The organism is Acidiphilium sp. MT5, from assembly GCF_054767495.1.
On sequence record NZ_BAABMR010000004.1, the window covers coordinates 18,140 to 41,499 of the forward strand.

Genomic DNA, 23,360 nt, shown 5'->3' on the forward strand with positions numbered 1-23,360 from the left:
TTGACGGGGCAAAAATGTCTCATATTACGAATACGAGATTTGGTTTTGTGACTCAAACAGATGAAACGAGATTTGGACATGTCCCGCGCGATCGTGGTTGACAGAGCAAATGCGGACAAAGTGCCTGAGCGGCTGCCTTGGCCCCAGGCGGCTTTGGCAATCATGCTGTTTTCGGCGGCGGCATGGATGATCATTGGCGGGATATTTTTCCTCATCTGAGCCTGGGCCTTGGCGCCTCGGCCCGCAGGCTCGTTTGTGCCAGTAAATCCTGCCATTGCGCGGTCATCACCGCGACATCGAATAGACGCTCCGCCTTGCGGCGATTTTCGGCACCGATCATCGCGCGGTCAAGCCTGTGTGCCTGGGCGAGGGCATCGGCAAGGGCTTGATCGTTCGGGGCGGTGAGCAAGGGCAGATTGGCCTCGGCGACCATGGCGCTTATGTCACCGACGGCGGTGGCGATGACGGGTAAGCCGCTCGCCATCGCTTCGATCACCGAGAGTGGCATTTGTTCGGTATCGGAGGAGAGCGCGAAGAGATCGGCGGTTTGATAGAGCGGTGCTGGATCGGCGATGTTGCCGAGAAACGTGACCTTGAGGGCCAAATCGGTGGCGAGGGTTTGCAGGGCGGCGCGCTCCGGCCCGTCACCGGCGATCAGCAGGTGCGGGGCTGGGTTCAGGCGCGCCAAAGCGAGGGCGCGCAGCAGGCGGGCGATATTTTTCTCGGGGCGCAAGCCGGCGACGCACAGGATGGTGAGGCCCGGATCGGCGCGGCCCGGATTGGCGCGACTGATGGCTAAACTTGGATTGGGGGTGAAGCGGGTGAGGTCGATCCCGTTGGGGATATAATGGATGCGCGGTTCGGGCAGACGCCAGATATTGCGGGCGGCCTGGTGCAGCAGGGTCGATGGCACGACGATGTCGCTTTGGCGCAGCACCAGGCGGCGGGTGAGCACGCGGCGGGGTAATTGGGTTTGATGCTCTTCGGGACCGAACCCGTCTTCAGTGTGGATATGGCGGGCGATGCGCGCGAGGGGGCGGGCCATGGCCCATTCGATGGCGCCCCAATTGCTGGTGATTAACAAATCAGGCGCGATGCGGCGCAGCAGGGCGCGGATGGCGCGCAGGCGAGCCGGGAGCGCGCGGGCGGGCGTGGGTGGCGCGATCAACTGGACGTCAAGCTGCGGATCGAGCCGGTCGCGGCAAGCGGTTTGCTGATCGAGGGCGATGATCGCGTGGCGGAAGCGCGGGCCGAACCGATTGGCCAGGGTCGCCATGCGCATTTGCGCACCGCCGACGGCGAAGCTCGGAAACACATGGAGGATCAGCGCGGGGGGTGCAGATGTCATTTGGGTTTCGCGTGCGCGATGATGCGGGCGGCGTTATGGTCCCACAAATAGGGGTGCGACAGGATTTCGTGGCGGGCGGCGCGACCGAGACGATCGCGCAACGCGGGATCGGCGGCGAGGCGATGCACGGCGCGCCAGAGCGCTGAGGGATCGGCGGGATCGACCAGCAGGGCCGAGTGGTCATGGGTGAGGATTTCGCGGATATTGGGTTGATCCGGGGCGATGATCGCGCAGCCGGCGGCCATATATTCGAATAGTTTCAGCGGCGAGGCGTAGGCGACCGAGGCGGGTTGCAGCGCAATATCGATCTCGGCGAGCAAGGGCGGGATTTGGTCGCGCTCGACCAGACCGGCGAAGCGGACCCGATGTTCGATGCCGCGCGCGGCGGCCAGGGCGCGCAGATCGGGCAAAGCCGGGCCCTCGCCGGCGATGACCAGGTTCAGGGCTAAATCCGGGTCGTCCGCCATGTCCGCGATGATCAGATCAAGCCCGTGCCAGGGGCGCACGAAGCCGATGAAGCCGAGCACCGGGGCGCGCGCCGCCGGGGGGACGATGGGGCGGTTGATAGCGGGGAAGCGGCTGATATCGACGCCGTTGGGGGTGATGGTGATGTTTGAGGCCGGTGCGCCTTGGGCGATCAGAATGTCGGCGAGCACCTGGGTGACGGCGAACACCTGATCGGCGCGGCGCCAGACCGCCCGTTCACCTGCGCGCGCCAGGGCTTGCAGGCGCAGCCCGCCATGCTGCGCCCGCTCATCGGCCAGCGGGGAATTAACTTCGACCAGATAGCGGGTGCGCGACAGGCGCGCGGCCCAGGCGCCGGCGAGGTAGAATAAATTATAGCGCTCATAGATCAGATCGGGCTGGAACCGGCGCAGGGCGCGCCATAAGCGCCAGAAGGCCGGTAGGTTATAGGCCAGTTCGGCGAGTTCGCCGATGGCGGTGGGCAGCAGGCGGCGCAAGGCCCCCGCCGCACCGCCGGAATCACCAAAGCGTGACGCGGCATAGGCACCGGGACCGACCACCAACACCTCATGGCCGGCGCGGCGGAAGGCGGCAATCAGGTCTTCGAGATGGACCGATTGACCATCACGCGATTGGATGCGGTGACTATAGAGGATTTTCATGGGGCTGGACTGACCGAGCTTGTGGCGGGCTGATAGGCGCGGCGCAGGGCGGCGAGGCGCAGGCGGGCGAGCATCGCGACACCTTGGGCGCTGCGCCGATTGATCAGCAATAAGCCGATCCGGCGCTGCTGGAGAGAAACCCAATCGCGCTTATAGGGATCATCGCCGCGCCCGAAATCGAGATAAGCGATGGGGTCGGCGGCGAGGAGCGATTGGATCATCAGGGCGGTGAGCACGGTTCCGGGTGAGTGGCTGGCGGCGGATTTGAGATAAGCGAGCTTGAGCAGAAAGGCGCGTTGGCCGCTGACGGCCCAATATTGGGCGGCGAGCGGCCCGTTTTGATCGGCGAGCAGGCCGACGCGCAGCACCCCTGCCCCGGCCAGGCTGCGCATCATGTGTTCGTTGATCTGGGCGAATGGCTCGGGCGGTTTCCAGGAGCCGGCATAGACCAAAGCGAACCCGGCGACGGCGTCATCGAGCGTGATGGGTTGGTGATTGGGCGGGCTGGTGGTCCAGCCGAAACTGCGAAATTGCAGGCTGGCGGCGGCTTTCATCCGGCGTTTGATGGTGTTGCGCAGCGCGCCGGGGCGGGTTGCGAGCCAGTGCGCGAAATCCCCCTCGACCGGCATGAACCAATTGCTGAAATGGCTGAAGCGATGGGTGGCGAGGCCGGTTTCAGCGGCGGCACGCTCAAAGGCGGCGATGGCGGGATCGGCTGGGTCTAGCGCGTCCAGCCGGACCACACCGCGCACGGCGCGGACGAGGGTGGCGGCGAGGGTGGCAGCGAGGGCGGTTGGCTGGGTCAGGGCCGGGCGAAACGCGATGCTATACGGGCTGGTCATGCCCTCGGCCGGCAGCAGCGCGCCGGCGCGGGCGCGGCACCAGAGCGGCAGGGTTGCGCCGTCCACCACCAGACCTGCGGGGACGCGACCGGGCGGGCGGGCGGCACGGGCCAGCAGGTCGAACCAGAGCCAGCTTGCGAACAGATCATCGCCGGGGGCGGCGAACGCCGTGCGCTCAAGGGCGGTCCAGGGCAGGATGGGCGAGCGGATGCACGTCACGGTGCGTCGACCCTGCAGGCGGCGAGAAATTCGGCGGCTTTCAAGCGCCAATCGGACTGGGTGGCGCGGGTATGCGCGCCTTGGGTGAGGCGGGCGCGCAAGCTGGCGTCGGTGCGCAGGCGGCGCATGGCGGTCTCGATGGCCGCGATTGAATGACCATCGACCAGCAAGCCGTTTTCGCCATCGGTCACGGCGGCGGGGCTGCCGCCATCGATCCCGGCGATCACCGGCAAACCCGCCGCGTTGGCTTCCAGAAACACCAGACCGAAGCCTTCCGTGTCCCCCGAGGCGAGGGCGCGATTGGGCATGATAAACACATCGCCCAGGCGGTAATGATCGGCGAGGTCGGCATCCGGCACGTCGCCGGTGAAAATCACCGCGTCGCTCACATCTTCGCGCGCGGCGAGGGCGACCAGGGCGGCGGCGTATGGCCCATCGCCCACCACCAGGAATTTCACGCTCGGATCGGTTCGGTGCAGGGCGGCAAAGGCGATGATGGCGTGGTCGATCCCTTTTTTTTCGAGCAAACGGCAGACCGAGACGAACACGAAAAACCCGTCCAGCCCGTAGCGGGCGATCAGATCGCGGCGGCGTTCCTGCTGGGCGGGGGCAAATCGGCGGTAATCGACGCCGTTTTCGATCAGCTTGATCCGATCAACAGCGTCCGGCACCAGACGCGCAACGGCATCGAAGGTGAAGCGGCTGACCACGATGATGACATCAGCGACGGCGAGCGCGGCACGGCGGCGGCGGCTGGTGGGGTCGTAATCATCATCGGTGGTGATTTCCTCGCCATGGACATAAGCGACGCGCAGCAGGCCGGGCCAGAAGCGCAAGGCGCGCAGCAGCCAGGCACCGGCCATTAATTCGCCGATGCAGACGGTGCGGATGGGTTGGGTGGCGAGGATGCGGGTGACGCGCACCAGCACGGTGGCGCGGAGGGCCAAATCATAAGCAAAGAAGCGGAGCCGACCGAACCAGGAATTGCCGCTGGGGTTATTGAGGGGGGTGCGCAACAAGGTGAGACGGGTGACGCGATACGGGGCTTGGCGATCATGTTCACGCCAGCCGATCAGCGGCAGATGATCGACATAATGGGTGCGGGGGGCGAGCACCTGGACCTTGCCGTTCGCGTGGCGGGCGAGTTCGCCATAGACCAAGGCTGAACCGCCGCGAACCGGCGGAAAATTATTGGCGATCAGCAGGATTTGCGATTTCTGGCTCATGGCACCGCGTGGCTGACCGGGAGTGGGGGGGCTAGCAAAGCGGGGATTTCATCGGTTCGCACGAAGCGGCAGCCATGGCGATCCGCAAGGTCGGTCAGCATGGCGGAGAGATCATCGAAAAACCGGTGTAAATCGCGCCGGTTGCGGACATAGGGGTTGCGGCCCGGCCAGATTGAAGAGCTGTGAAAGCTGAGGGGGAGCACGCGCTGTTGATGCGCGATCAGGGCGTTGGTCAGGCGGCGGACGGCGCGCGCACCGTTGCCCTCGGGCGACAGGGTCACGCGCTCGGCGCAGCCCAGACGGGCCAGCACCGCGCCGACCATTTGGCGTTGGCGCCCTGGCTGCATGACGCGGCGATAGGCAATGCGGCCATAGGCGCCGCCCCAGCCGATGATTGAACGGCAGAGGGGGAGTTCGAGTAATTTTTGATCATCGCCAAACCAGAACGGTTCGAAATTGATCCGGCTGTAATCGGGGCCGCCCTCATCGGCCATCGAGGTGCAGGGCGCGACGCTGGTATCGATGGTAATGCCCAGCGCGCTGATCAATCGGGCGGTGTGCCGACCCAGGCCATAGCGGCCTGAGCGGAACACCAAGGGCGGGAAGGCAAAGCAGGCGAGAAATTTCCGGTAGAGATTTTCGAGCTTTTGGGCTTCGATATCGGAATCGAGATTGCTGGCGAAGGACATGTCCGAGCGTGATTGGCCGGCAAAGGGTGGGGTGACCCAGGCATGGAGCTGCAAGCCGAGCGCGCAATCACCGCGTTCGGCCATGCGGCGCAGTTGGGCGACGATGTTGGGGTTTTCCAGAATCGGGAAGGTTAGGAGCAAGGTGGGGACAGCGCCATAGGCGCGCAGGATCGGGATCAGTTGATCGAGATGATGCAAATAGGCGGTGTCATGCGGGGTGCCTTCGATGGGTGTTTGCCAATCGAAATCTTCTTCCGTATCGATGATGATGGTGGCGATGGGCTGCGGGCCACGCAAATGAGCCGGTTGTGGCGCCATGAAGAGGTCTGAAAGATGCGCGGGCATGGCAATGTCAAATCTCATAGGGAATAGGCCTTTGCCTGATGGCACGCGAACCGTTTGAGTTCAAGCAGATCGGGCCAGCGTCCGGACCGCAAAACGACCCGCTGTTGTCCGTGGCGGTGGTCGATGACCCTGATTTGCGCGCGCTGGAGCTGGATTGGCGGGCGCTGGAGGCGCGGGCGGATGGGTCGTTTTTTACCTCCTGGATTTGGGTGTCGGCGGCGCTGGCGACCGGGCTGACGCGGCCATTGGTGGTGCGGGTGACGACGCCGCATGCGGTGGTGGCGCTGGGGATTTTCAATCGCCGGTCGGCTTGGTTTTCGCGCTGTTTGAGCCTGAATTCGGTGGGCGACCCGGTGCTGGATGCGGCCTATATTGAGCATAATGGGCCGCTGGTGGACCGCGATTATCCGCAGGCGGCGGCGATATGGTGGCGGGCGATTGCGGATTTGGGCGCGGCGATTGTGGATTTGCCGGGGATTGCGGCGGCTTCGCTCGCGGATTTGCGCGGGATGGGGGCCATTTCGGTCGAGCGGCGGCAACCGGCACCGCGCCGCAGCCTTGCGCCGGTGCGCGCTTGCGGCGGCGATGTGACAGCGCTGATGTCGGCGAATAGTCGCGCGCAATTGCGGCGAGCAATCCGCTCCTATCAGCGCAGCGGGCCGATTACGATGACGCGCGCAGCAACCCTCAGCGAGGCCGAGCGCGTATTCGAGCAGATGGCGGTGCTGCATCAGCGCGCGTGGCACCGACGCGGCCAAGCGGGGGCGATGTCAGCTTTGTTCCGAAATTTTCACCAGCCGATTCTGGCGACCGGCGTGGCGGCGGGGATTGTTGATTTATGGACGGTGACGGCGGGTGATCGGCTGATCGGGTATTTGTATAATTTCAGGCATGGCGATGTGGTGGCCGCCTATCAGAGCGGCTTTGCCTATGATGAGGCGCAGCCGCACGAAAAGCCGGGGCTGGTGTGTCACGCCATGGCGATTGGCCATTACGCGCAAGCGGGGTTGGCGGTTTATGATTTTCTGGCGGGGGCGGCGCGCTATAAATCGAGCTTCGCAGACCATGAGGCTGAGCTGGTTTGGGTGCGCCTCGCGATCGGGTATGCGCCGATGGCGGTGCTGGCGAAGGGGCGGATGATGCTGCGTGCGGCGCGGGCGCTGGCCGGGTTGGACAGAAAATTTTGTCGGAAAATTTTACAGTTGAGGATTTGGCGCCGGGAAAAATTTGGTTAAGTATTTGAAAAAATTATATTGTGTGAATTTGGCACGGAATCTGCTTACTGATTGGGACTGGGTTCAATCGGCTCTTCAACGAAGGATTATGACGATGTCTCTTAAAATGGCTACTCTCGCGGCTTGCGCCGTTGGCGCGCTGATGATGGGTTCGGGCGTTGCGTATGCGACACCCTCTTTGGACTTTACTGTCACGGCATGGAATGCATCGACGCCAGGTGCGACTGAGGGTTCGGCGAACCAGCAGGCTCTGCCGAGCAACCCGATCAATATGCAAAACAATTTTTTCTTTTCGGGCACTTTCACCGGTATCCCGAACTGGATTGATGAATCGCAGACGAACAACACGCTGGGTTATTTCACTAATAATTTGGCGGGATTCACCGGCGTTGTGTTCGGCAAGGGCCCTTTCAGCGCCAATACGGTGCTGAGCACGCCGGGCTTTGCCAGCGGCACGTTGTTTGATCTGACGTTCACAACCAACCACAGCTTGAGCGCGACCATCACCCATGATGATGGTTTCAGCCTGTGGAATGGAACCAATAGCGGCCAACCTTTGTTCGATTATGCCAGCCCGACGGTTGCCGTTGGCGACAATATCCAGGTCGGTCCGGGCACCTATAATCTTTGGTATTACGAAGCGAATGGCGCGCCGGCGCAGCTGACATTCTCGAATGTCGATGTTCCGGAGCCAGGTTCGCTGGCGCTGCTGGGCACCGGCCTGCTGGGCCTTGGCTTGGTGCTGCGCCGCCGTCGTCGCGCTGCGTAAGCAGCCGAGTTTATTTAAGATCGGCGCAACGGGCGGTGGCAACACCGCCCGTTTTTTTGTGCCGCAAACAGGATTGCCCGGCGCAGCATTGCGTGATGATCGCGTGGTTATAGCAGTCTGTCTGATCGATGATCGGCCCTTGGCTCCGTGTCGGGTTCGGCGCTGGCGGACCAACTCAAAAAAGTTTTTTGCTGCTTTTTTTTCAAAAAAGCAGACCTTCCTTATCGCCCCTTATCGCTATCGCTATCGCCATCGCCACCACAACAACGGTGATCCGAAAAGACGATTGGTATGAACGCGTCACTATTGCGGGGAGCGGAGTGCGGCTTGGGCGAATTGGCGCAGACTGGCATGGCTCAACGCGGGGCTGGCTAAAGCCTGGCTGATTGCGGTGCGCGAGGCCGATTGGCCGGGCTTCGGGGTGAGGATGATCACCAATTGCGCGGCGGGCGGGCTGGGCCGGCTTGCGACCATGTGCAGGCGGGTGAGCAAAGAGCCGAGCGTGAGATGACCATTGATCAGCAGGTCGCTCGCGGCGCGGTGATGGCCGTGTTTGCTGACGGCGAGTTGCCAATGCGGGGTCGTGCGGCCGGCGGGGCTGATTAGGCCGAGATGGGCTTCGCGCAGATTGATCAAGCCGAGGGTGCGGCGGAGATCGAAAATTGGTTCTGGTGTGGTGGCGGGTGGAAACGCGACGATGGTGACCCGCATAGCGTTGGCGCAGGTGAAATCACGCCGGACCGCACCGGATGGCAGGCGGGCGGTGGGGCTGGCGCTCAGGCGGCAATCGGCGAGCTGGGTGGGCGGATTGACCTTGGTGGCGCGGGCGATGCGATCAAGGGCGACGGCGGTGATCGGCGCGGCGAGGCTGATGGCCAGCACCGCCAGGGCGGCGGTGATCCGCGCTTTAGGTTGAGATGGGGGTTGAGTTGGGGCTGATGTCGGGTGCGACGCCACCATTGATTCGGTGTCGGATGATTCGGTGTCGGGCGGAAGTTGCGGGGGCGCGTGATCTTCGCGGAAAGGCAGGCCGAGGAGAATAATGATCAGCAGCACGATGGAGAAGAAAATATAGCCATATAAAACATGGTCGGTGGCGGCGGCTTTGGCGCTGCCCTCGGCATAGCCGAGCCAGATGATGCCCAGCGCCCGAAAGCCGTTGGCGATGACCGGCACCACGAGGCACACGGCGATGAAAATCAGGCGCCGCCCGGTCGAGCGGAAAATCACCAGCGCGTAGAGGACCGCAAAGGCGATGGCGGCGATCAAAAAGCGCAATCCGGCGCAGGCCTGCGCGATGCGGAACGCGCCGGCGCTGATTTCGATGGTGGTGCCGTGCAGATAATGGGCGATGCCGAGCAGGCTCAGCCCATCCGCCGCGAAGACGGCGGTGAAATGCTGGAGCGGGGCCACCAGGAAGCCGCCGAACGGCACCAGAAAGAACAAATACCAGAGCGGTGCGCGAAAATACCAATAGGCTTTGCGCCCGATGACGCCGAGGATCAGGCATTGCAGCAGCGCCATGGCGGCGAGTTGCCGCCCTTCCATGATGCCGAGCCGATTGGCCAGCAGCCAGCCCAGTGCGAAGGGAATGGCGAGCAAGGCCGCGCGCGGCTCGGCGGATGGGGTGAGGTGGGCCAAGCCGGCGCGGCGCTCCCAGGCGAGATAGGCCGCGATGGGCAGGATCAGCCAGCAATGATTATAGGCGGTGGAGACCAGCCAGACATGGATGGCGGCGGTGGCTTCGTGACTGAAGGCGATGCCGAACAGCAGCACGCCAAGGGCGAGAAGGACGGAGGTTTGGCGCCAAGGCTGGGTCATGCCAGCACCCGGTCCAACGCGGCGAGCGGCGTGGCCCAGCTATGATGCGCGATGACCGCCGCGCGACCGGCGGGGCCGAGGCCGGGCCACTCACCGCGCAGGATGGCGCGGGTGCCTGCGATCATCGCAGTGGCGTCATCCGCGATCAGCGCATCGCGCCCAGCGCTGGCGGCGATGCCGGTGAGGGCGGCGGTGGTGGTGAGGACGGGACGGGCCATAGCCATCGCTTCGAGCACCTTGTTTTGAATGCCCCGGGCGATGCGCAACGGCGCGACGGCGAGGGCGGCGTGGTGAAGATACGGGCGGATATCCGGGACGTTGGGGTGAATTTTGATGTTGGGCTGGTTGGCGAGGGCGCGGATGGGGGCTGCGGGATCAGCGCCGACAATGTGAAACAGCGGGCTTGGGGTATCGGCAGCGAGGGTGGGCAGCACAGCGTTCGCGAACCACAGGCAGGCTTCGATATTGGGGCGATAATCCATCGCCCCGGTGAACACGATGGCGGGATGGTCAGGGGGATAGGGCGTGGGGCATGGAACATCGGGGTTGAAAAAATCAATATCGACGCCGTTGGCGACCGCCTCGGTTCGTGCCTCGGTTTCGGGGGCCAAGGCGGTGAAACGGGCGCGCTCGGCCTCGGAGACCAGGAAGGTGCGGGTAAAGCGCGCGGTGGCGGCGCGTTCGAGGGCCAGCAGGGTTTTTGCTTCGCGGCGCCAGATCAATGATGTCGGCAGGGCCGCATTTTGGCCGTAGGCGGCGAATTTTTCGGAATCGAGATCGACCATGTCAAAAACGGTCGGGATCGGTGCATGGGCGGCGAGATAGGGCGCCATGGCGGAGGAAAAAATCAGCGCGCGCGCGACCGGATGGGTTTTGAGTGTGTGATCGACCCAGGCTTGCAGGCGTTGATCGGTAAAATAGGCGACGCTGAGCGGATGACCGGGGCGCAGCCGGGTGAGGGCGCGCAGGCGGGCGGTGCGAGGGTTCAGCGGGATCGCGGCGAGTGAGGCGAGGCCGGGGCGGAGTGTTTCGACATGGGCCATATCCTCAGGCCGATCGACAAAGCAGCCGAGATGCACATCAAAGCGCTGGCGCAGATGATCGAGCCAGCGAAAGGAGCGGATTTTGTCGCCTTTATTGGGAGGATAAGGCAGGCGATGGGCGAGAAACAGCAAATGCATGCGGCTCAGCCCAGGCCGCGAATGATCGCCGGGCCGATTTGATTGACGATGGGCCGTGGCAGGCGTTTCCAGAGGGCGATCAAGGCGCGATATTTCGGGTTGAGCGGGTTGTTTTCCGGGATGCGGGCGCCGGGGGCGAGTGCGAAGCGATAGGCCAGCGGCTCGGGCGCGAAACCCCAGTTTTTCTTGAAGGAAAACGCGCCGGTGCCCGCCTTGCTGCGGCCAAAATCGAACCCGGTGCGCCCCTGGCTGATGGCGTGGCGCATCAGCGCCCAATACATGAAATCATGACCGCCGACACCGCGTGCGGCCAAGCCACCGCCGGCGTAATAGGGCAGGATTTCATCGCGAAACTTGAAGGACAGCACAGCACAAAGGGGTTTTTCCACCTGCCGCACCGTGAGGACTTCAACATCTTGTCCAAACCCCTGGAACAAAGCGCGGACATAGCGGCGCGAAAACACCGGCGTGCCGAGATGATGAACGCTCTCGGCATAGAGGGCGAAAAATGGCTCGATTGAGCGTTCGATTTCACTGGTCAGGCCGTGCTCGATGGCTTTGCGCACGACGGCGCGCTGCTTGCGCGGAATCGCTTTGAGGGCGTCCTCTTCAGTGCTGGGCAAAGTTTTGCGGAAGGTGAAATAGAGCGGCTCAGGGGCGGCGAATTGCGCCGGATCGAGATCGAGCGGGGTGCGGGCGCGCAATTCGCAAACCGGCGCGCCGAGTGTGCGCTGGAGGGCAATAGCGGCGTCGGCCAGCCCGTGCAGAGTTTCGGTGTCGGCGGCGAGTGGCCCGCCATAGACGGTGAACGGCAAGGAGATCAGTGAATGGCCGAAGAGCAGGGTTTTCACCTGCATCAAGGGCAGAACACCGCAAATTTGCCGGTCGCGTTCGGCGAGCAGGAAATGCGGGCGATGACCAAAGCCGGTGGCCAGAACCTCACCCCAGGCGAAGCGGTGGAAAAATGTCGCCTCGGGATGGGCGTTGACGAATTCGTCCCAAGCGGCTTGATCGGCCGGTTCGGCACGGCGATAGGTGAGGGTCATGTTAGTGCGCGCCGGGGGAGTTGAGCAGGTCGGCGAAAATATGGTCCATGCGGTCCCAGGCGAAATCGGTCAGGAGGGCGGAAAAGCGGGTTTTCATGCGCGCCAGATTGACCCGGTGGCGAAAGCGCGCTGTCAGGCGGGCGCGGGGAATTTGCGGTTGCGCGGGGTCCAGCTCCCAGGGGTGGGTGTAGAAAATCGCTGGGTTATGCTCGGTTTGATGCAAATGCCGCACGGCTTGGCGGTAGGCGGCGTAAGGGAGCAGGCGAAAATAGCCGCCCCCGGCGCAGGGCCAGTTGCGGCCAAGACCCTTGATTGTGGTCAGCGGAATTTCCCACAGCGATAATCCGGTGGGCTGGAAGGGCGTGCGGGAGGCATCCGGCGTGCCATAGAGATCATGGCGGACTGGAAACAGGCTGGAACTGTAGCGATGGCCGGTTTCTTCCAGGATTTCCCAGGCCCAGGGCACATGCGGGCCGATGGAAAACGTGGGGGCGCGGTAGCCGATGACCGCGACGCCGCCGGCATCTTCCAAGGACGCGCGGGCGCGCCGCAGATCGGCCCGAAACGCGTCCGGCCCGATTTGATCGACGAGTTGATGGCCATAGCCATGGCTGGCAAGCTCATGCCCGGCCTCGACGATGCGCCGGATCAGCGATTTATGCCGATCAGCGACCCAGCCGAGGGTGAAAAACGTGGCGCGTTGGTTGCGCGCGGCCAGCGCATCGAGCAGCCAGGCGGTATTGGCTTCGACGCGGCGGGGCCAGGATTCCCAGTGATCGCGGTCGATCACGTCCGCGAAGGCCTGAACCTGGAAATAATCCTCGACGTCGATGGTCATGGCGCCGGGGATCGACATTAATATCGGTCCGGGATGTTGAGCAGGCTGTTGACGCGCTCGGCGGAGGAGGCAGCGCTGCTATCGGGCAGGCCGGAGGTGAGATCACGCTCCAGCTCTTCGGCGATGCGTCGCGCCGTGGCGGCGCTGATGTTCATTTCGCCCTCGATGGCGGCATTGAATAATAATCGGCCACAGAGCCGGTTGATCCGGCGCGGCACGCCGTTGGTGGCGCGATGGATTACCGCGAACGTGTCCGGCTGGAACAGGTCGGTGCGGGTGCAGCCGCCGGTGGCTAGCCGATGCAGGATGTAAGGGCCGACTTCCTCGGGTGCGAGCGGGTTTAGATGATAGGAGGCGAGGACGCGTTGGCGAAGCTGGTCGAGATCGGGGCCGGCCAATGTGCGGCGGAATTCGGGCTGACCGAGCAGCACCACCTGCACCAGCGGCTTTGAGCCATCCGCGAGGTTGGACAGCAGGCGCAGATTTTCGAGGGCTTGGACTGATAAGGCTTGGGCTTCGTCGATCACGATGATGGGGCGGCGGCCACCGGCGAGGTCGCTGCGCCAGCGCTCGCGGATGCGCATCAGAAAATCGGCGTGATCGGTGCTGCGGCCAATGCCAAATTCCGCGCCGATCAGATGCAGCAAGGTTCGGCCATCGACCGCCGTGGTGGTGATGACGGCGGGACGGTAGGTGCCGGGATTGATCCGCGCGAGGGTGCGCTCCATCAGCGTGGTTTTGCCGGCACCGACTTCGCCGGTGATCACCACGAAACCATCGCCCTGCGCGAGGCCGAACATCAGATGGGCGACCGCGCGGTTATGCTCGGCGCTGCCGAAGAAATAGCGCTCATCCGGGGTGAGCCGGAACGGCATTTCACGCAAATTAAAGTAATCGAGAAGCAGATCCACGGTTCAAAATACCTTTTGCACACCGAAAGTGATGCTGGTTTGCACACCATTACCCGCACTGGCCTGTGAACCGGTCAATCCATTAAATGACGTATTGGTAACGGCGAGTTGGAGTGAAAATTGGAGCTGGTGCGCGGTGCGATAGCGCCCGGTGATGGCGCCGGCATAGACCGGGACATTGCCGGTGTTTGAGGGGGAGCCGAGAACCGGGTTGTTGATGGAACTATAATCAAAATAGGTGGAGATTGAGGCGTTCGGGGTCAATTGGTGGGAAAAATTCGCGGACGCGGACAGGCTATGCTGGGAAAAGCCCAGCGTGCCGGGGGCATTGGCCACCAGCGTTTCATTGCTGCGCGTCAGATTGAGCGAGAGCGTGTCACGCGACCAGCGTGTGGTGGTGGCGATGGAGAATTGATGATTGCGAAACAGGCCCGATTGGACGCTGAGGCTGTTATTGGTGAGCAGGAGTGGGGTTTGGCCAACGCCGCCGACGGCTTGGCCGGAGAAATTGACGGTGGCGCCTGCGAGATTGGCGGCGACGCTTTGGGCCTGGGTGGCGAGTGTTTCGGCATAGTTGGCGGATAGGGTGGTGCGCGGCGTGAGTTGTAGCGTGGCGCGCAGATAAGGCGCGTTGAACCCATCGCGATGGCGATACGAGACCACCAGATCGACATGCGGGCGCGGATGTAATTGCACGCCCACGCTCCAGGTGGCATCGGCGATATGGGTGGGTGGCAGGCCCTGATAGCGCAAATCTTCATAGCCGCCGGAGACGAAAACCAGATCATGCGGGCGGATTGCGTAGCGGATTTCGTCTTGCCCCCGCAGAACACTGGAATTATTCAAAATGCCGGAGCCGATATATTGGGTCGCGGTGAGTGACACGCGGTCATCGATATTGGCGTACAGCGGCACGGTGGTGAAGCGTGCCCGGCCGGTTTGCGAGAACACATCATTGGGCGTGAAATAAGGCTGCTGGCCGCCGGACAAAGCGGCGCGGTTGCCATTTTGGCTGGTGTATTGGGCGCTATAAATGACATCCAGCGAACCGAGGCCGATGAATTTTTGCCGGTAACGCGGGCTGATCAGATAGCTTTGGGTGGTGGTGCGCTGATGCGGGCCGATGGCCTGATAGCCGCCGGGCGCGTAGCCGCCGGCAGTGGCCTGCTGGGTGAGATAGGCGCTGGCATTGAGGGTCAGGCGGTTGGGGATCAGGGTGGTGCTGAAGCTGCCATTCAAATCTTGGCTGATGCCCGAATCCTGACTTTCATGCGCGTAAAATTCAAAGCTCGGCTGGTAATCGAGCTCGATCCGCCCGATCGGCGCTGACCCTGCGACGCGCAGGCCGGGCGTGAGGCTGGTGATGAATTCATTGTTCAAGCCGAGATATTTTGGAAATCCACCGATAATTGCTTCCTCGGAAACCCCGATTGAAGGGGTGAATTGCAGGCCGGTTGGCGTGGCGAGCGGGCTGTTCAAGCCAGCCGCGCTCGCAAACGGGCTAGGCAGAGCGCCGAGGCGAACGGCGGAGCCGAACGGTGCCGCACCGGTGAGTGCCGAATCCGGCAATAGTGAGTCTGCTGACGCTGACGCCGCGGATGCTGACGTGGACGCGGATGAAGACGAGGAGTCAGTGGCCGATTGGGCCAAGGCGCGCCCTTCAGCAGCGGCGAGGGCTGGGGCGAGCAGCAGGGCGATGCGCAGGGTTCGGCGGTTGAACAAGGCGGCCCGGATCATCGGGTTAGGCCCTGGCCGCGAACAAGCCGCGCCGACGCACGGGCGCGCGGTTTAGTAACAGGCTCAGTTGCGGGCAGGAATCGAGCAGATCAAGCGATTGCTCGATATCGGCGCGGCGGGTTTGGCCGGATTCGACCACCAGGATCACTTGCCCGGCGATGGCGGAGATTTCTGTGGGATCGCTCTTGGTGAGGCAGGCCGGGGCATCGATCACAATGATGGCGTTATCGTAGCTGTTGGCGACTTGGGCGATCAAATGGCGGATGGGCTGTTCGGCGGCGAGTTTGCCGCGCGTCTGCGCATCGGCGGTGCCGCCGACGGGGATGAAAATCAGCCGGTCGAGCGCGGTGCCGACCGGCACGGTGCGGGCGAGTTGCCGTGGTGATTGACCAAATTCGAGCAGGCCCGGCACATCCGCGAGGTTGAAATGGGCGGTGAGCGAGGCGTGGCCGATATCGGCATCGACCAGCACGACATCCTGCGTGCCGCCTTCGGCCAGCAACCCCGCGAGATTGAGGGCGGCGAAGCTCTTGCCTTCGCCATCGCGCGCACTGGTGACCAGCACGACATTATGGTGGCGAGCGGGGTCGTTATCGGCGGGGGGTTGTTTGAGATGTTCGAGCACATGGTGGCGAACAATGCGGAATTCTTCGCCAACCCGGCTGCGGCGGCGCAGGGAGACCATGCCATTTTCCTCCAGCAATTCGTGAGACAGGCGATGCGGGGCTAAGCTGGTGCGCGGTGCGGCTGACGGATGGACCGGGCCGAAGGCTGGTGCCGATAGGGGTGTTGGTATCGGCGTTGGCGTTGGCCCTGGCGTTGGCGTTGGCGTTGGCGTCAGCGTTGGCGCTGCGGGCGAGCGTTGGTTCGCCGCATCGAGGGTCGGCAGGCCCTGCGCGTCGAGGCCGGCGGCGAGGCGCTCGACCAGGCCGGGCTTGATGCTGGCGGGACGGTCATTGCGGCTCATCCCAAATTTCCAATCATGAAGGTCGCGATGAATAGCGCGCCAAAGACGCTCAGCAGCAATCCGCCGGCGATGCCAAGTTGCATGACCGGGGCGGTGGCGCTGGGGGCGGGCGCGAGATCCGAGATATGGCCGATGATCGGCAGGCCGAAGCTTCGCAAATCGGCTTCGGACTGGACCCGGCCTTCAAGTTCGCCGAGCACGACGCCGATGCCAAGACCCGCACCGATGCCGAGGATCAGCACCGCGATTAACAGCAAGCGCCGGTTCGGGCCGATGGGCAGGCGCGGCTGCACCGGCGGGTTGATGACCTGCAATTGCACCTGATTGGCATCGATATTCGCGGCGGCGCCGATGCGCATGGCTTCACGCCGGCTGATCAGGTCTTGATATTCCTTTTGCAGCACGCCGTAATTGCGATTGAGGTTGATGAATTGCGCCTCGATACCGGGCTGCGAGCGGGCGAGCGCGTTGAGCTTGGTGCGCTCGACGCGGGCGCGGGCGAGCTCGCGGGTGAGGGTGAGGATGGCGGTTTGGGTTTGCAACAGCTTCAGATGCAACGCCTCATAGACCGGATTGGCGACCGGCAGGCTGTAGGATGAGGTGCCGCCGCTGCTCGGTGCGTGTTCCAGCGTTTGGACTTCGCGCTCGGCGGCTTGCACGCCGGGATAATCGTTGGTGTATTTCTGGCGCAGCCGGGCGAGGTTCGCGAGGGCGGCGGCGAGGGCGGGATTGCCGGCGGCGGTTTGCCCGGAGGACAGGAGCGGCTTGGTTTTGGCCAATTCCTCGGTCAACAAACCTTGTTCGGCCTTGGCATCTTGCAGGGTGGTTTCGAGTTTATGCACATTTTGGCTGGCGGATTGCACAGCGGAGACGCCATTAATGCCGGGCAGCAGGTCGAGATATTTGGCTTGGAACGCGGCGCGGCGCGCTTCGAGCGTTTTCAGTTGGTCGTGAAAATAGGTGATTTGCGATTGCAGAAACTTGCCCGCGTTATCGATATCGCCTTGGTTATGGACGGTGGCGCGCTCGACATAGATACTCACCAACCCTTCGATAATGTTATAGGCGCGGTGCGGATCATGCCCGACGAAGCGGATCGTGAACAGATTGCGGCTTTGCGGCACCACCGTCACCCGCGACTTCAGGGAGCGAATAAGCGCCTCACGCGCGCCGGGGCCTTCGGCGCGCAGACCTTCACGCTCGATCAATTGTTGCAGATTGGGCGTGCTGAGCAGGGTTTCGCGCAACAGGTTGAATTCCTGCTCGGAATTGCCGTTGATCGCGATGCCGCGCAGCAACGGGGTGAGCACCGGGTCCGCCGCGACATAGAGCTGCGCACTCGCCTCGTAATTGGGCGGCAACAGCATCACCACCGTCCAGCCGAGCAGGCAAACGGCCCAGCTGGTGGCAAGTACATAGAGGCGTTTGCGCCACGCCGCCGCGAGCAAACGTTGGGCGGTGTTGATCAGCGGTTCCATGGAGCGGTCAGAACAGGCTGCGCGGAATGACGACGATATCGCCGGGTTGCAGCCGGATATTTTGCTGCAAATCGCCATCATTCAACAACGCACCAAGGGCGAGGGGAATTTTGGTATCATGCCCATCGGTGCGGCGGATGATGAATGCGCTATTGGCCGCGCCAAATTGCGGCACGCCACCGATTTCGGTCATCAGATCAAGCACCGTCATGCCATTGACATAGGGAATGGCGCGGGGCTTGCCGGCGCCGATCACGCGAATATCGCTGCCCAGCGCGCCATGAAAGCTTTTGACGATGACAGTGACATTCGGATTTTTCACATATTGCTTGAGGCGTTGGGCGATTTCATTTTGCAATTGTTGGGGGGTTTTGCCCGCTGCATTGATGTTTTGCACCAGCGGGATCGAAAAACGGCCATCGGGGCGGACCGGCACGGCGGCTTCGGAGAGATCGGGCGAGCCATAGACGAAAACGCCGAGCACATCGCCTGGGCCGATCCGGTAGGTGGGATTAGGCGCTGCGACGGCGGCAAATTTGGGCGGCGCGGGCGGTGCGCAATTGGTTAGCCCGACACTGATGGCGGACAGGAGCACCAGGGAGAGTGCGGTGTTGCGGTTCAAAATCCGATTATTGCGATGAAGCTGCATAAACCGTTTCTCTCCTGGGGTTTGAGGAACCTGCTGAAAAAATAAAACAATCCGCGTTTTGCTGGCCGTTCGAAAATATGCTGGGCGCCGCGACTGCAAGCCGGTTATTGTCGGCTCATCACGACCGATGAATGAGATAGCCTCGGCGGCCTAAAGTCAACAGCTTAATGCCCGTCCAAAAAAACATCATAGCGACATTATCGCGCTTTTCTGTTGATTGGGCTGACGGGCGGCTCGCTATCAAGAAAGCGGGGCGCTGTGAAGGGGGCGGCGGACGCGATGATGGTGCCAATGCGTGGAACACGCTCCGAATTGGACATCGATCCCTGTAAAAAATGCCTAAATTCAATTTAATGATCTCAAAATTGACTAAGTAATGTCAAATTGTAAAATTTATTTTATTCAAAGTATAAATTTAATCACGTGAATGTGACGTTTTAGATTATTTTCGTTCAAATTTTTGATATACTTGATCAAGATTCGCTCGTTTATTAGTAAAATACTGATATTGCTCACTATTTTTAGTGTGACTCAGGTCACACTAAATGATCTGGCTGATTTACGGTTGGCAGAATTTCGGTTACTAACTGCGTCGCGGTCGGACGATATTCACCGGTCGTTAACTTTCTGAATGCATACCCATCTCAAATTCTGATCGAGGCAAGACGATATGTCCAATCCCAATCGAGATGCTGCTCAAATGCAGGAATTGTCATTGTTTAATCGTCGGGCGCGATCGGCGGCTTTTGACGCATTTGAGATGAGCACGATTTCGGCATCCGCCCCATTGGGCAACGCCCAGCAAGCGGGTGATTTCAGTGATAAAATTCGCCGAGTTTTTGATATTTTGTTTAGCGTTTTCATGTTGATTGCGGTTGCGCCGTTGATGGCAGCGGCTGCCGTGGCGATCAAGCTTGATAGCGAAGGCCCGGTATTCTACCGGCAAACTCGCGTTGGGCTGAACGGCGCCCATTTTCGGATCACCAAATTCCGGAGCATGCGGCAAGACGCTGAGAAAGCGGGTGTCGCGGTTTGGGCCTCGACTGGCGATTGCCGGATTACCCAGGTTGGGTGCTTGCTGCGCAAATTCCGGATTGATGAACTGCCTCAATTTTTGGACGTTTTACGCGGCGATATGAGCGTGGTCGGGCCGCGCCCGGAGCGGCCGGAATTTGTCGAAATCCTGCAGGACGCGATCCCAGATTATAATTTGCGCCATACCGTAAAGCCGGGGATTACCGGGTTGGCGCAGGTTCGCTATTCCTATGGTGCTTCCATCGATGATGCGCGGGTGAAGCATATTTATGACATGGAATATCTGAAAAATCGGTCCTTGCGGCTCGATGGTCGGATTGTGGTTGAGACGGTTGCCGTTGTTCTGTTCGGCAAGGGCGCACGGTGACGGTTTTTAAGCCGGCGTGACCAATACGGCGTTCCAGGCCGTTAGTCTGGCGCTCGGCGTTGCGTATGGCGCTCTGGCTATTTTCATCGCCCTAGCCCGACTGCCGCGCGCAGACCGTGCGCATTTTCCGCGCATGTCCAAAACTTTGTGGCTGCGCACGCGATTGCCGATGATGGTTGCGGCGGGCTTGACGGCCACCTCAAGTGCCAGTGCGGCGTTTCTGCCGGCGAATATGCCCGCCGATACGATTGTGATGTCGAGCGCATGGATGGCGGCTTTAATGGGCTGGACCATCGCGGTGATCTCGCTGGAGGCGGTGTGTCGGGGCCGTTCGATCAGTCGGTTACCATCGGTGCAACGAAATTTGCTGGCGGCGCTGATCTTGATATTCGCGGCCTTGCTGGTGATGGGGGTGATTGACCCGGCGGTTGCGGTTGCTTTGACCGTCGATGGGAATTTGGTCTTTGCGCTGATTGTTCTGGTGCTTTTGGAAAATATCATGCGCAATGCCGAGCGCGAGATTTTATGGCATATCAGCCTGCCCGCCGTTGCGACCGGCGGGTTGGCGCTGGTGAGCTTGCTGCTCTATGGCAGTGTGGTGTTGCGGCATCATTTTGCCGCTTCGTTGATTGATGCGCGGCTCGCTTTTCTGCTCATGGTGTTGCCGATTTTTGCCGTGGGGGCGATGCGCGCGATCCGCTGGCGACCACGCCGGTTGCAACTCTCCAAAGACGCCGCGTTCTATTCAGCGAGCTTGATTTTAGGCGGCTCGTTCATGGTGGTGCTCGGCGTGATCGGCACGTTATTGCATGATTACGGCGCGGGGATGGGTGCGGCGGTTGAATGGGCGGTGATGTTTGCCGGATTGCTCGCGCTGGGCATTGTTGCAAGCTCAGGCTCGGCACGATCGCGGTTGATGCTGATGCTGAGCCGGCATTTTGGTGCGGCACCTTATGATTATCGGCAGGAATGGTTGCGCTGTCTTGCGACATTATCGACCGATCATGAGGTGAGCGTGGCGCAACGGGCGATCAAGACCTTGGCGGATACAGCCGATTCGCCCACCGGAATTCTCCTGCTCCATGATCGGGAGCATGCGTGCCTGCGCTATGCGGAGGGTTGGAATACGGCGTTGGAACTGCCAGGCCTAGCCACCGATGCGCCGCTCTTTGCTGAGATTGTTCAAAACATGGTGATCGAGTTGGCGCCCGATGGGCCGTTGGCGCCGTTTTGGCTGGCGGTGGCGTTGCCTGATCCGTTTGCCGCCGGGCCGCTGGGGGTGGTGGTGCTCAGCCGCCCGCGTGCGGCGCAGAAGCTGCACCGGGAGATGGTGGCGTTATTAAGCGTGGTTGCCGGTGAGATTTCTCTGGTGATGGCGGAGCGGCGGGCCGCCGAAGCGCTGGCGGTGGCGCGCAAGTTTGAGGCGACCGGCAAGCGTTTTGCCTTCGTGGCGCATGACATCAAGAATGTGGCGAACCAACTGGCACTCCTGATCGATAACGCGCAGCGCCATATGGCAGACCCGGCGTTTCAGGCTGATTTGATCGCGACCGTCAGCGATTCGGTGGAAAAAATTCGCGCGATGATCCGCCGGTTGGACCAAGGGGGGGCGGAAAGCACCGCGCGCCTTGATGTGGGCGCGCAGCTCCGCACGTTGCTGGCGCGGCGAGACTTGGTGACGCTGGAGGAAACGCCGGGAGAATCGATGATTTTGATCGATCCCCTGGTTTTCGACATGATGATTAATCATTTACTCGATAATGCCCGTGACGCGAGCGCGGCTGGGCAGGTGGTGACGGTTGCGCTGGCGCATGAGGCGGGGTGGGTGACAATCCGCATTATTGATCGTGGTTGCGGTATGAGTGCCCATTTTATTCGTGAGCAATTATTTAAGCCGTTTTCCTCGACCAAGCAGGCCGGGTTTGGGCTGGGTGCGTTCCAGACCCGCGAGCTGGTGGTGCAGGCGGGCGGCAGTTTGGACGTGGTCAGCGATGAGGCCGTGGGCACGACGATAACGATTCGTTTGCCGACGGTGGCGCCAGCACCTATGGTTGCGCCGGGACATCATGGTGAGGGGCGTCATGACTGATCAGGACGCGGCGGAGGCGAGCCTGCTGATCGTCGAGGATGATCCGGGCTTGTGCCGACAATATCGGTGGGCGTTTCCGGGTCGCACCGTGTTGCTGGCGGGAAATCGGGCCGGAGCGGTTGAGATTGCGCGCCGTGAGCAGCCGCAAGTGGCGATCATTGATTTGGGTTTGCCGCCCGACCCGGACGGGATTACCGAGGGATTGGCGATCCTGGACGCGCTGGTGCGCGAGGTGCCGGGGATCAAGGTGATCGTTGCGACGGGCAATGGCAAGCGGGAGAATGCCTTGCTGGCGATTGGCCGGGGGGCGTATGATTTCTTTGAAAAGCCGGTTGATATCGAAATTTTGCGCATCATTGTCGATCGGGTGTTCCAGCTTGCTGCGTTGGAGCAGGAAAATCGCCGCCTCAATGCGATTGGCAGCCCGAGCCCGTTGCCACGGGTGATTACCGGCTCGGAATCGATGCTGAAAATTTGCCGCACGATTGAAAAACTTGCGCCTTCGACCGCGCCGGTATTGTTGCTGGGCGAGAGCGGCACGGGGAAAGAAATTCTCGCGCAATCGCTGCATGAGCTGAGCCCGCGTGCGAAAGCGCCCTTCGTTGCGATCAATTGCGGTGCCATCCCTGAGCCGCTGCTTGAGTCCGAACTGTTTGGCCATGAAAAAGGCGCGTTTACCGGCGCGATCAAGCAGACGCCGGGCCGGATTGAGTTGGCGCAGGGCGGCACATTATTTTTGGATGAAATCGGGGATTTGCCGCTGGGGTTGCAGGTCAAGCTGCTGCGGTTTCTGCAGGAGAGCGTGATTGAGCGCGTTGGGGGCCGCAAGCCGATCCAGGTTGATGCGCGGATTGTCTCGGCAACCCATCAGAATTTGGATCAATTGGTCGAAACCGGCCGGTTCCGGCTCGATTTACTGTTCCGGCTCAATATTGTGACTGTCAAAATTCCGCCCTTGCGCGATCGTCAGGCCGATGCGATTTTGCTGGGGCGTTATTTTCTCAACCGGTTCGCGCGCGAGCAAAATCGGCCAGGACTGACCTTCGCGGAATCCGCTCTCGCCGCGTTGGCGCACCATTCATGGCCGGGGAATGTGCGGGAATTGGAAAACCGGGTGCGCCGGGCCGCCATTATGGCGGATCATGCCAAGATCGAGGCGCGGGATTTGGACTTGGCGGACGCGGCCCCGTTGCCGGTGCATGATTTGCGCACCGCCCGGCGCGAGGCGGACCGTGCCGCGATCCAGATGGCGTTGGCGCGGGTGGATGGCTCGATCGTGGCCGCGGCGAAATTGCTTGGGGTGAGCCGCCCGACACTTTATGGGCTGATTAGCGGCCTTGGCTTGAACGATGCCGTCAAGGCAGACCGTGACGACAGCCTCGCAGAGGATGTCACTGATGGCGACGAGCTGGATCAAGCGTGATCCGGCATGGCAATGTTC

Annotated in this window: 21 protein-coding genes; 7 read left to right on the forward strand and 14 right to left on the reverse strand. The window is 61.8% G+C overall.

Annotation, left to right across the window (positions count from 1 at the left end):
* Positions 1-78: 78 nt before the first annotated feature.
* Complete coding sequence (locus ACYUCQ_RS05595; RefSeq protein ID WP_460253528.1) at positions 79-219, forward strand: hypothetical protein; 141 nt, start codon at positions 79-81, stop codon at positions 217-219.
* Here ACYUCQ_RS05595 and ACYUCQ_RS05600 read toward each other — a convergent pair.
* From ACYUCQ_RS05600 to ACYUCQ_RS05620, 5 genes are read right to left on the reverse strand one after another with little or no spacing between them, the layout of a single operon-like run.
* A complete protein-coding gene (locus tag ACYUCQ_RS05600; RefSeq protein ID WP_460253529.1) occupies positions 212-1,348 on the reverse strand; it encodes a glycosyltransferase family 4 protein in 1,137 nt (378 codons plus the stop codon). The two genes, ACYUCQ_RS05595 and ACYUCQ_RS05600, sit on opposite strands and share 8 nt — an antisense overlap.
* The gene (locus ACYUCQ_RS05605; RefSeq protein WP_460253530.1) at positions 1,345-2,475 is read right to left on the reverse strand and encodes a glycosyltransferase family 4 protein; all 1,131 of its coding nucleotides are present in this window, start codon (positions 2,473-2,475) and stop codon (positions 1,345-1,347) included. Before ACYUCQ_RS05605 ends, ACYUCQ_RS05600 begins: the two co-directional genes overlap by 4 nt.
* Entirely contained in the window at positions 2,472-3,536 is a 1,065-nt protein-coding gene (locus ACYUCQ_RS05610; protein ID WP_460253531.1) for a GNAT family N-acetyltransferase, read from the reverse strand. The genes ACYUCQ_RS05605 and ACYUCQ_RS05610 overlap by 4 nt, the downstream gene beginning before the upstream one ends.
* Positions 3,533-4,762, reverse strand: a complete 1,230-nt coding sequence (locus ACYUCQ_RS05615) for a glycosyltransferase family 4 protein (RefSeq protein ID WP_460253532.1) — start codon at positions 4,760-4,762, stop codon at positions 3,533-3,535. The genes ACYUCQ_RS05610 and ACYUCQ_RS05615 overlap by 4 nt, the downstream gene beginning before the upstream one ends.
* Complete coding sequence (locus ACYUCQ_RS05620) at positions 4,759-5,814, reverse strand: polysaccharide deacetylase family protein (RefSeq protein ID WP_460253533.1); 1,056 nt, start codon at positions 5,812-5,814, stop codon at positions 4,759-4,761. Before ACYUCQ_RS05620 ends, ACYUCQ_RS05615 begins: the two co-directional genes overlap by 4 nt.
* 20 nt (positions 5,815-5,834) lie before the next feature.
* Between ACYUCQ_RS05620 and ACYUCQ_RS05625 the strand changes: the two genes are divergently transcribed.
* From ACYUCQ_RS05625 to ACYUCQ_RS05635, 3 genes are all read left to right on the forward strand, one after another.
* Positions 5,835-7,031, forward strand: a complete 1,197-nt coding sequence (locus tag ACYUCQ_RS05625; protein ID WP_460253534.1) for a GNAT family N-acetyltransferase — start codon at positions 5,835-5,837, stop codon at positions 7,029-7,031.
* A gap of 94 nt (positions 7,032-7,125) precedes the next feature.
* Positions 7,126-7,800, forward strand: a complete 675-nt coding sequence (locus tag ACYUCQ_RS05630; protein ID WP_460253535.1) for a PEP-CTERM sorting domain-containing protein — start codon at positions 7,126-7,128, stop codon at positions 7,798-7,800.
* Positions 7,763-8,095 carry a hypothetical protein gene (locus ACYUCQ_RS05635; protein WP_460253536.1) on the forward strand — a complete coding sequence of 111 codons (333 nt, stop codon included), beginning with the start codon at positions 7,763-7,765 and terminating at the stop codon, positions 8,093-8,095. Before ACYUCQ_RS05630 ends, ACYUCQ_RS05635 begins: the two co-directional genes overlap by 38 nt.
* An 8-nt stretch (positions 8,096-8,103) precedes the next feature.
* Here the strand turns inward: ACYUCQ_RS05635 and xrtA are convergent, their stop codons facing one another.
* The 9 genes from xrtA to ACYUCQ_RS05680 are packed head-to-tail and all read right to left on the reverse strand — an operon-like array spanning position 8,104 to position 18,428.
* On the reverse strand, positions 8,104-9,621 hold the full coding sequence (gene xrtA / locus ACYUCQ_RS05640; RefSeq protein ID WP_460253537.1) for an exosortase A: 1,518 nt from the start codon (positions 9,619-9,621) through the stop codon (positions 8,104-8,106).
* Positions 9,618-10,802 carry a TIGR03087 family PEP-CTERM/XrtA system glycosyltransferase gene (locus ACYUCQ_RS05645; protein WP_460253538.1) on the reverse strand — a complete coding sequence of 395 codons (1,185 nt, stop codon included), beginning with the start codon at positions 10,800-10,802 and terminating at the stop codon, positions 9,618-9,620. Before ACYUCQ_RS05645 ends, xrtA begins: the two co-directional genes overlap by 4 nt.
* Before the next feature lie 5 nt (positions 10,803-10,807).
* On the reverse strand, positions 10,808-11,848 hold the full coding sequence (locus tag ACYUCQ_RS05650) for a FemAB family XrtA/PEP-CTERM system-associated protein (RefSeq protein WP_460253539.1): 1,041 nt from the start codon (positions 11,846-11,848) through the stop codon (positions 10,808-10,810).
* Between the two features lies 1 nt (position 11,849).
* Complete coding sequence (locus ACYUCQ_RS05655) at positions 11,850-12,686, reverse strand: XrtA system polysaccharide deacetylase (RefSeq protein WP_460253540.1); 837 nt, start codon at positions 12,684-12,686, stop codon at positions 11,850-11,852.
* A gap of 17 nt (positions 12,687-12,703) precedes the next feature.
* Positions 12,704-13,597 (reverse strand): ExeA family protein, encoded by an 894-nt coding sequence (locus ACYUCQ_RS05660; RefSeq protein ID WP_460253541.1) that lies wholly within the window; start codon positions 13,595-13,597, stop codon positions 12,704-12,706.
* Positions 13,598-13,600: 3 nt separating this feature from the next.
* On the reverse strand, positions 13,601-15,334 hold the full coding sequence (locus tag ACYUCQ_RS05665; RefSeq protein WP_460253542.1) for a porin family protein: 1,734 nt from the start codon (positions 15,332-15,334) through the stop codon (positions 13,601-13,603).
* A 4-nt stretch (positions 15,335-15,338) separates the two neighbouring features.
* Positions 15,339-16,301, reverse strand: a complete 963-nt coding sequence (locus ACYUCQ_RS05670; RefSeq protein WP_460253543.1) for a P-loop NTPase family protein — start codon at positions 16,299-16,301, stop codon at positions 15,339-15,341.
* A complete protein-coding gene (locus tag ACYUCQ_RS05675; protein WP_460253544.1) occupies positions 16,298-17,779 on the reverse strand; it encodes an XrtA system polysaccharide chain length determinant in 1,482 nt (493 codons plus the stop codon). The genes ACYUCQ_RS05670 and ACYUCQ_RS05675 overlap by 4 nt, the downstream gene beginning before the upstream one ends.
* Before the next feature lie 7 nt (positions 17,780-17,786).
* Entirely contained in the window at positions 17,787-18,428 is a 642-nt protein-coding gene (locus ACYUCQ_RS05680; RefSeq protein ID WP_460253545.1) for an XrtA/PEP-CTERM system exopolysaccharide export protein, read from the reverse strand.
* A 700-nt stretch (positions 18,429-19,128) separates the two neighbouring features.
* On the opposite strand from ACYUCQ_RS05680, the gene ACYUCQ_RS05685 reads away from it, so the two are divergent.
* The 3 genes from ACYUCQ_RS05685 to prsR are packed head-to-tail and all read left to right on the forward strand — an operon-like array spanning position 19,129 to position 23,342.
* Positions 19,129-19,830 (forward strand): sugar transferase, encoded by a 702-nt coding sequence (locus ACYUCQ_RS05685; protein ID WP_460253546.1) that lies wholly within the window; start codon positions 19,129-19,131, stop codon positions 19,828-19,830.
* A gap of 16 nt (positions 19,831-19,846) precedes the next feature.
* Positions 19,847-21,919 (forward strand): XrtA/PEP-CTERM system histidine kinase PrsK, encoded by a 2,073-nt coding sequence (prsK, locus tag ACYUCQ_RS05690; protein ID WP_460253547.1) that lies wholly within the window; start codon positions 19,847-19,849, stop codon positions 21,917-21,919.
* Positions 21,912-23,342 carry a PEP-CTERM-box response regulator transcription factor gene (prsR, locus tag ACYUCQ_RS05695; RefSeq protein ID WP_460253548.1) on the forward strand — a complete coding sequence of 477 codons (1,431 nt, stop codon included), beginning with the start codon at positions 21,912-21,914 and terminating at the stop codon, positions 23,340-23,342. The genes prsK and prsR overlap by 8 nt, the downstream gene beginning before the upstream one ends.
* Positions 23,343-23,360: the final 18 nt, after the last annotated feature.

Coding starts and splice junctions, on each gene's coding strand:
- ACYUCQ_RS05595 (WP_460253528.1), top strand. CDS start 79: ATGTCCCGCGCGATCGTGGTTGACAGAGCAAATGCGGACAAAGTGCCT.
- ACYUCQ_RS05600 (WP_460253529.1), bottom strand. CDS start 1,348: ATGACATCTGCACCCCCCGCGCTGATCCTCCATGTGTTTCCGAGCTTC.
- ACYUCQ_RS05605 (WP_460253530.1), bottom strand. CDS start 2,475: ATGAAAATCCTCTATAGTCACCGCATCCAATCGCGTGATGGTCAATCG.
- ACYUCQ_RS05615 (WP_460253532.1), bottom strand. CDS start 4,762: ATGAGCCAGAAATCGCAAATCCTGCTGATCGCCAATAATTTTCCGCCG.
- ACYUCQ_RS05620 (WP_460253533.1), bottom strand. CDS start 5,814: ATGAGATTTGACATTGCCATGCCCGCGCATCTTTCAGACCTCTTCATG.
- ACYUCQ_RS05625 (WP_460253534.1), top strand. CDS start 5,835: ATGGCACGCGAACCGTTTGAGTTCAAGCAGATCGGGCCAGCGTCCGGA.
- ACYUCQ_RS05630 (WP_460253535.1), top strand. CDS start 7,126: ATGTCTCTTAAAATGGCTACTCTCGCGGCTTGCGCCGTTGGCGCGCTG.
- xrtA (WP_460253537.1), bottom strand. CDS start 9,621: ATGACCCAGCCTTGGCGCCAAACCTCCGTCCTTCTCGCCCTTGGCGTG.
- ACYUCQ_RS05645 (WP_460253538.1), bottom strand. CDS start 10,802: ATGCATTTGCTGTTTCTCGCCCATCGCCTGCCTTATCCTCCCAATAAA.
- ACYUCQ_RS05650 (WP_460253539.1), bottom strand. CDS start 11,848: ATGACCCTCACCTATCGCCGTGCCGAACCGGCCGATCAAGCCGCTTGG.
- ACYUCQ_RS05655 (WP_460253540.1), bottom strand. CDS start 12,686: ATGACCATCGACGTCGAGGATTATTTCCAGGTTCAGGCCTTCGCGGAC.
- ACYUCQ_RS05665 (WP_460253542.1), bottom strand. CDS start 15,334: ATGATCCGGGCCGCCTTGTTCAACCGCCGAACCCTGCGCATCGCCCTG.
- ACYUCQ_RS05670 (WP_460253543.1), bottom strand. CDS start 16,301: ATGAGCCGCAATGACCGTCCCGCCAGCATCAAGCCCGGCCTGGTCGAG.
- ACYUCQ_RS05675 (WP_460253544.1), bottom strand. CDS start 17,779: ATGGAACCGCTGATCAACACCGCCCAACGTTTGCTCGCGGCGGCGTGG.
- ACYUCQ_RS05680 (WP_460253545.1), bottom strand. CDS start 18,428: ATGCAGCTTCATCGCAATAATCGGATTTTGAACCGCAACACCGCACTC.
- ACYUCQ_RS05685 (WP_460253546.1), top strand. CDS start 19,129: ATGCAGGAATTGTCATTGTTTAATCGTCGGGCGCGATCGGCGGCTTTT.
- prsR (WP_460253548.1), top strand. CDS start 21,912: ATGACTGATCAGGACGCGGCGGAGGCGAGCCTGCTGATCGTCGAGGAT.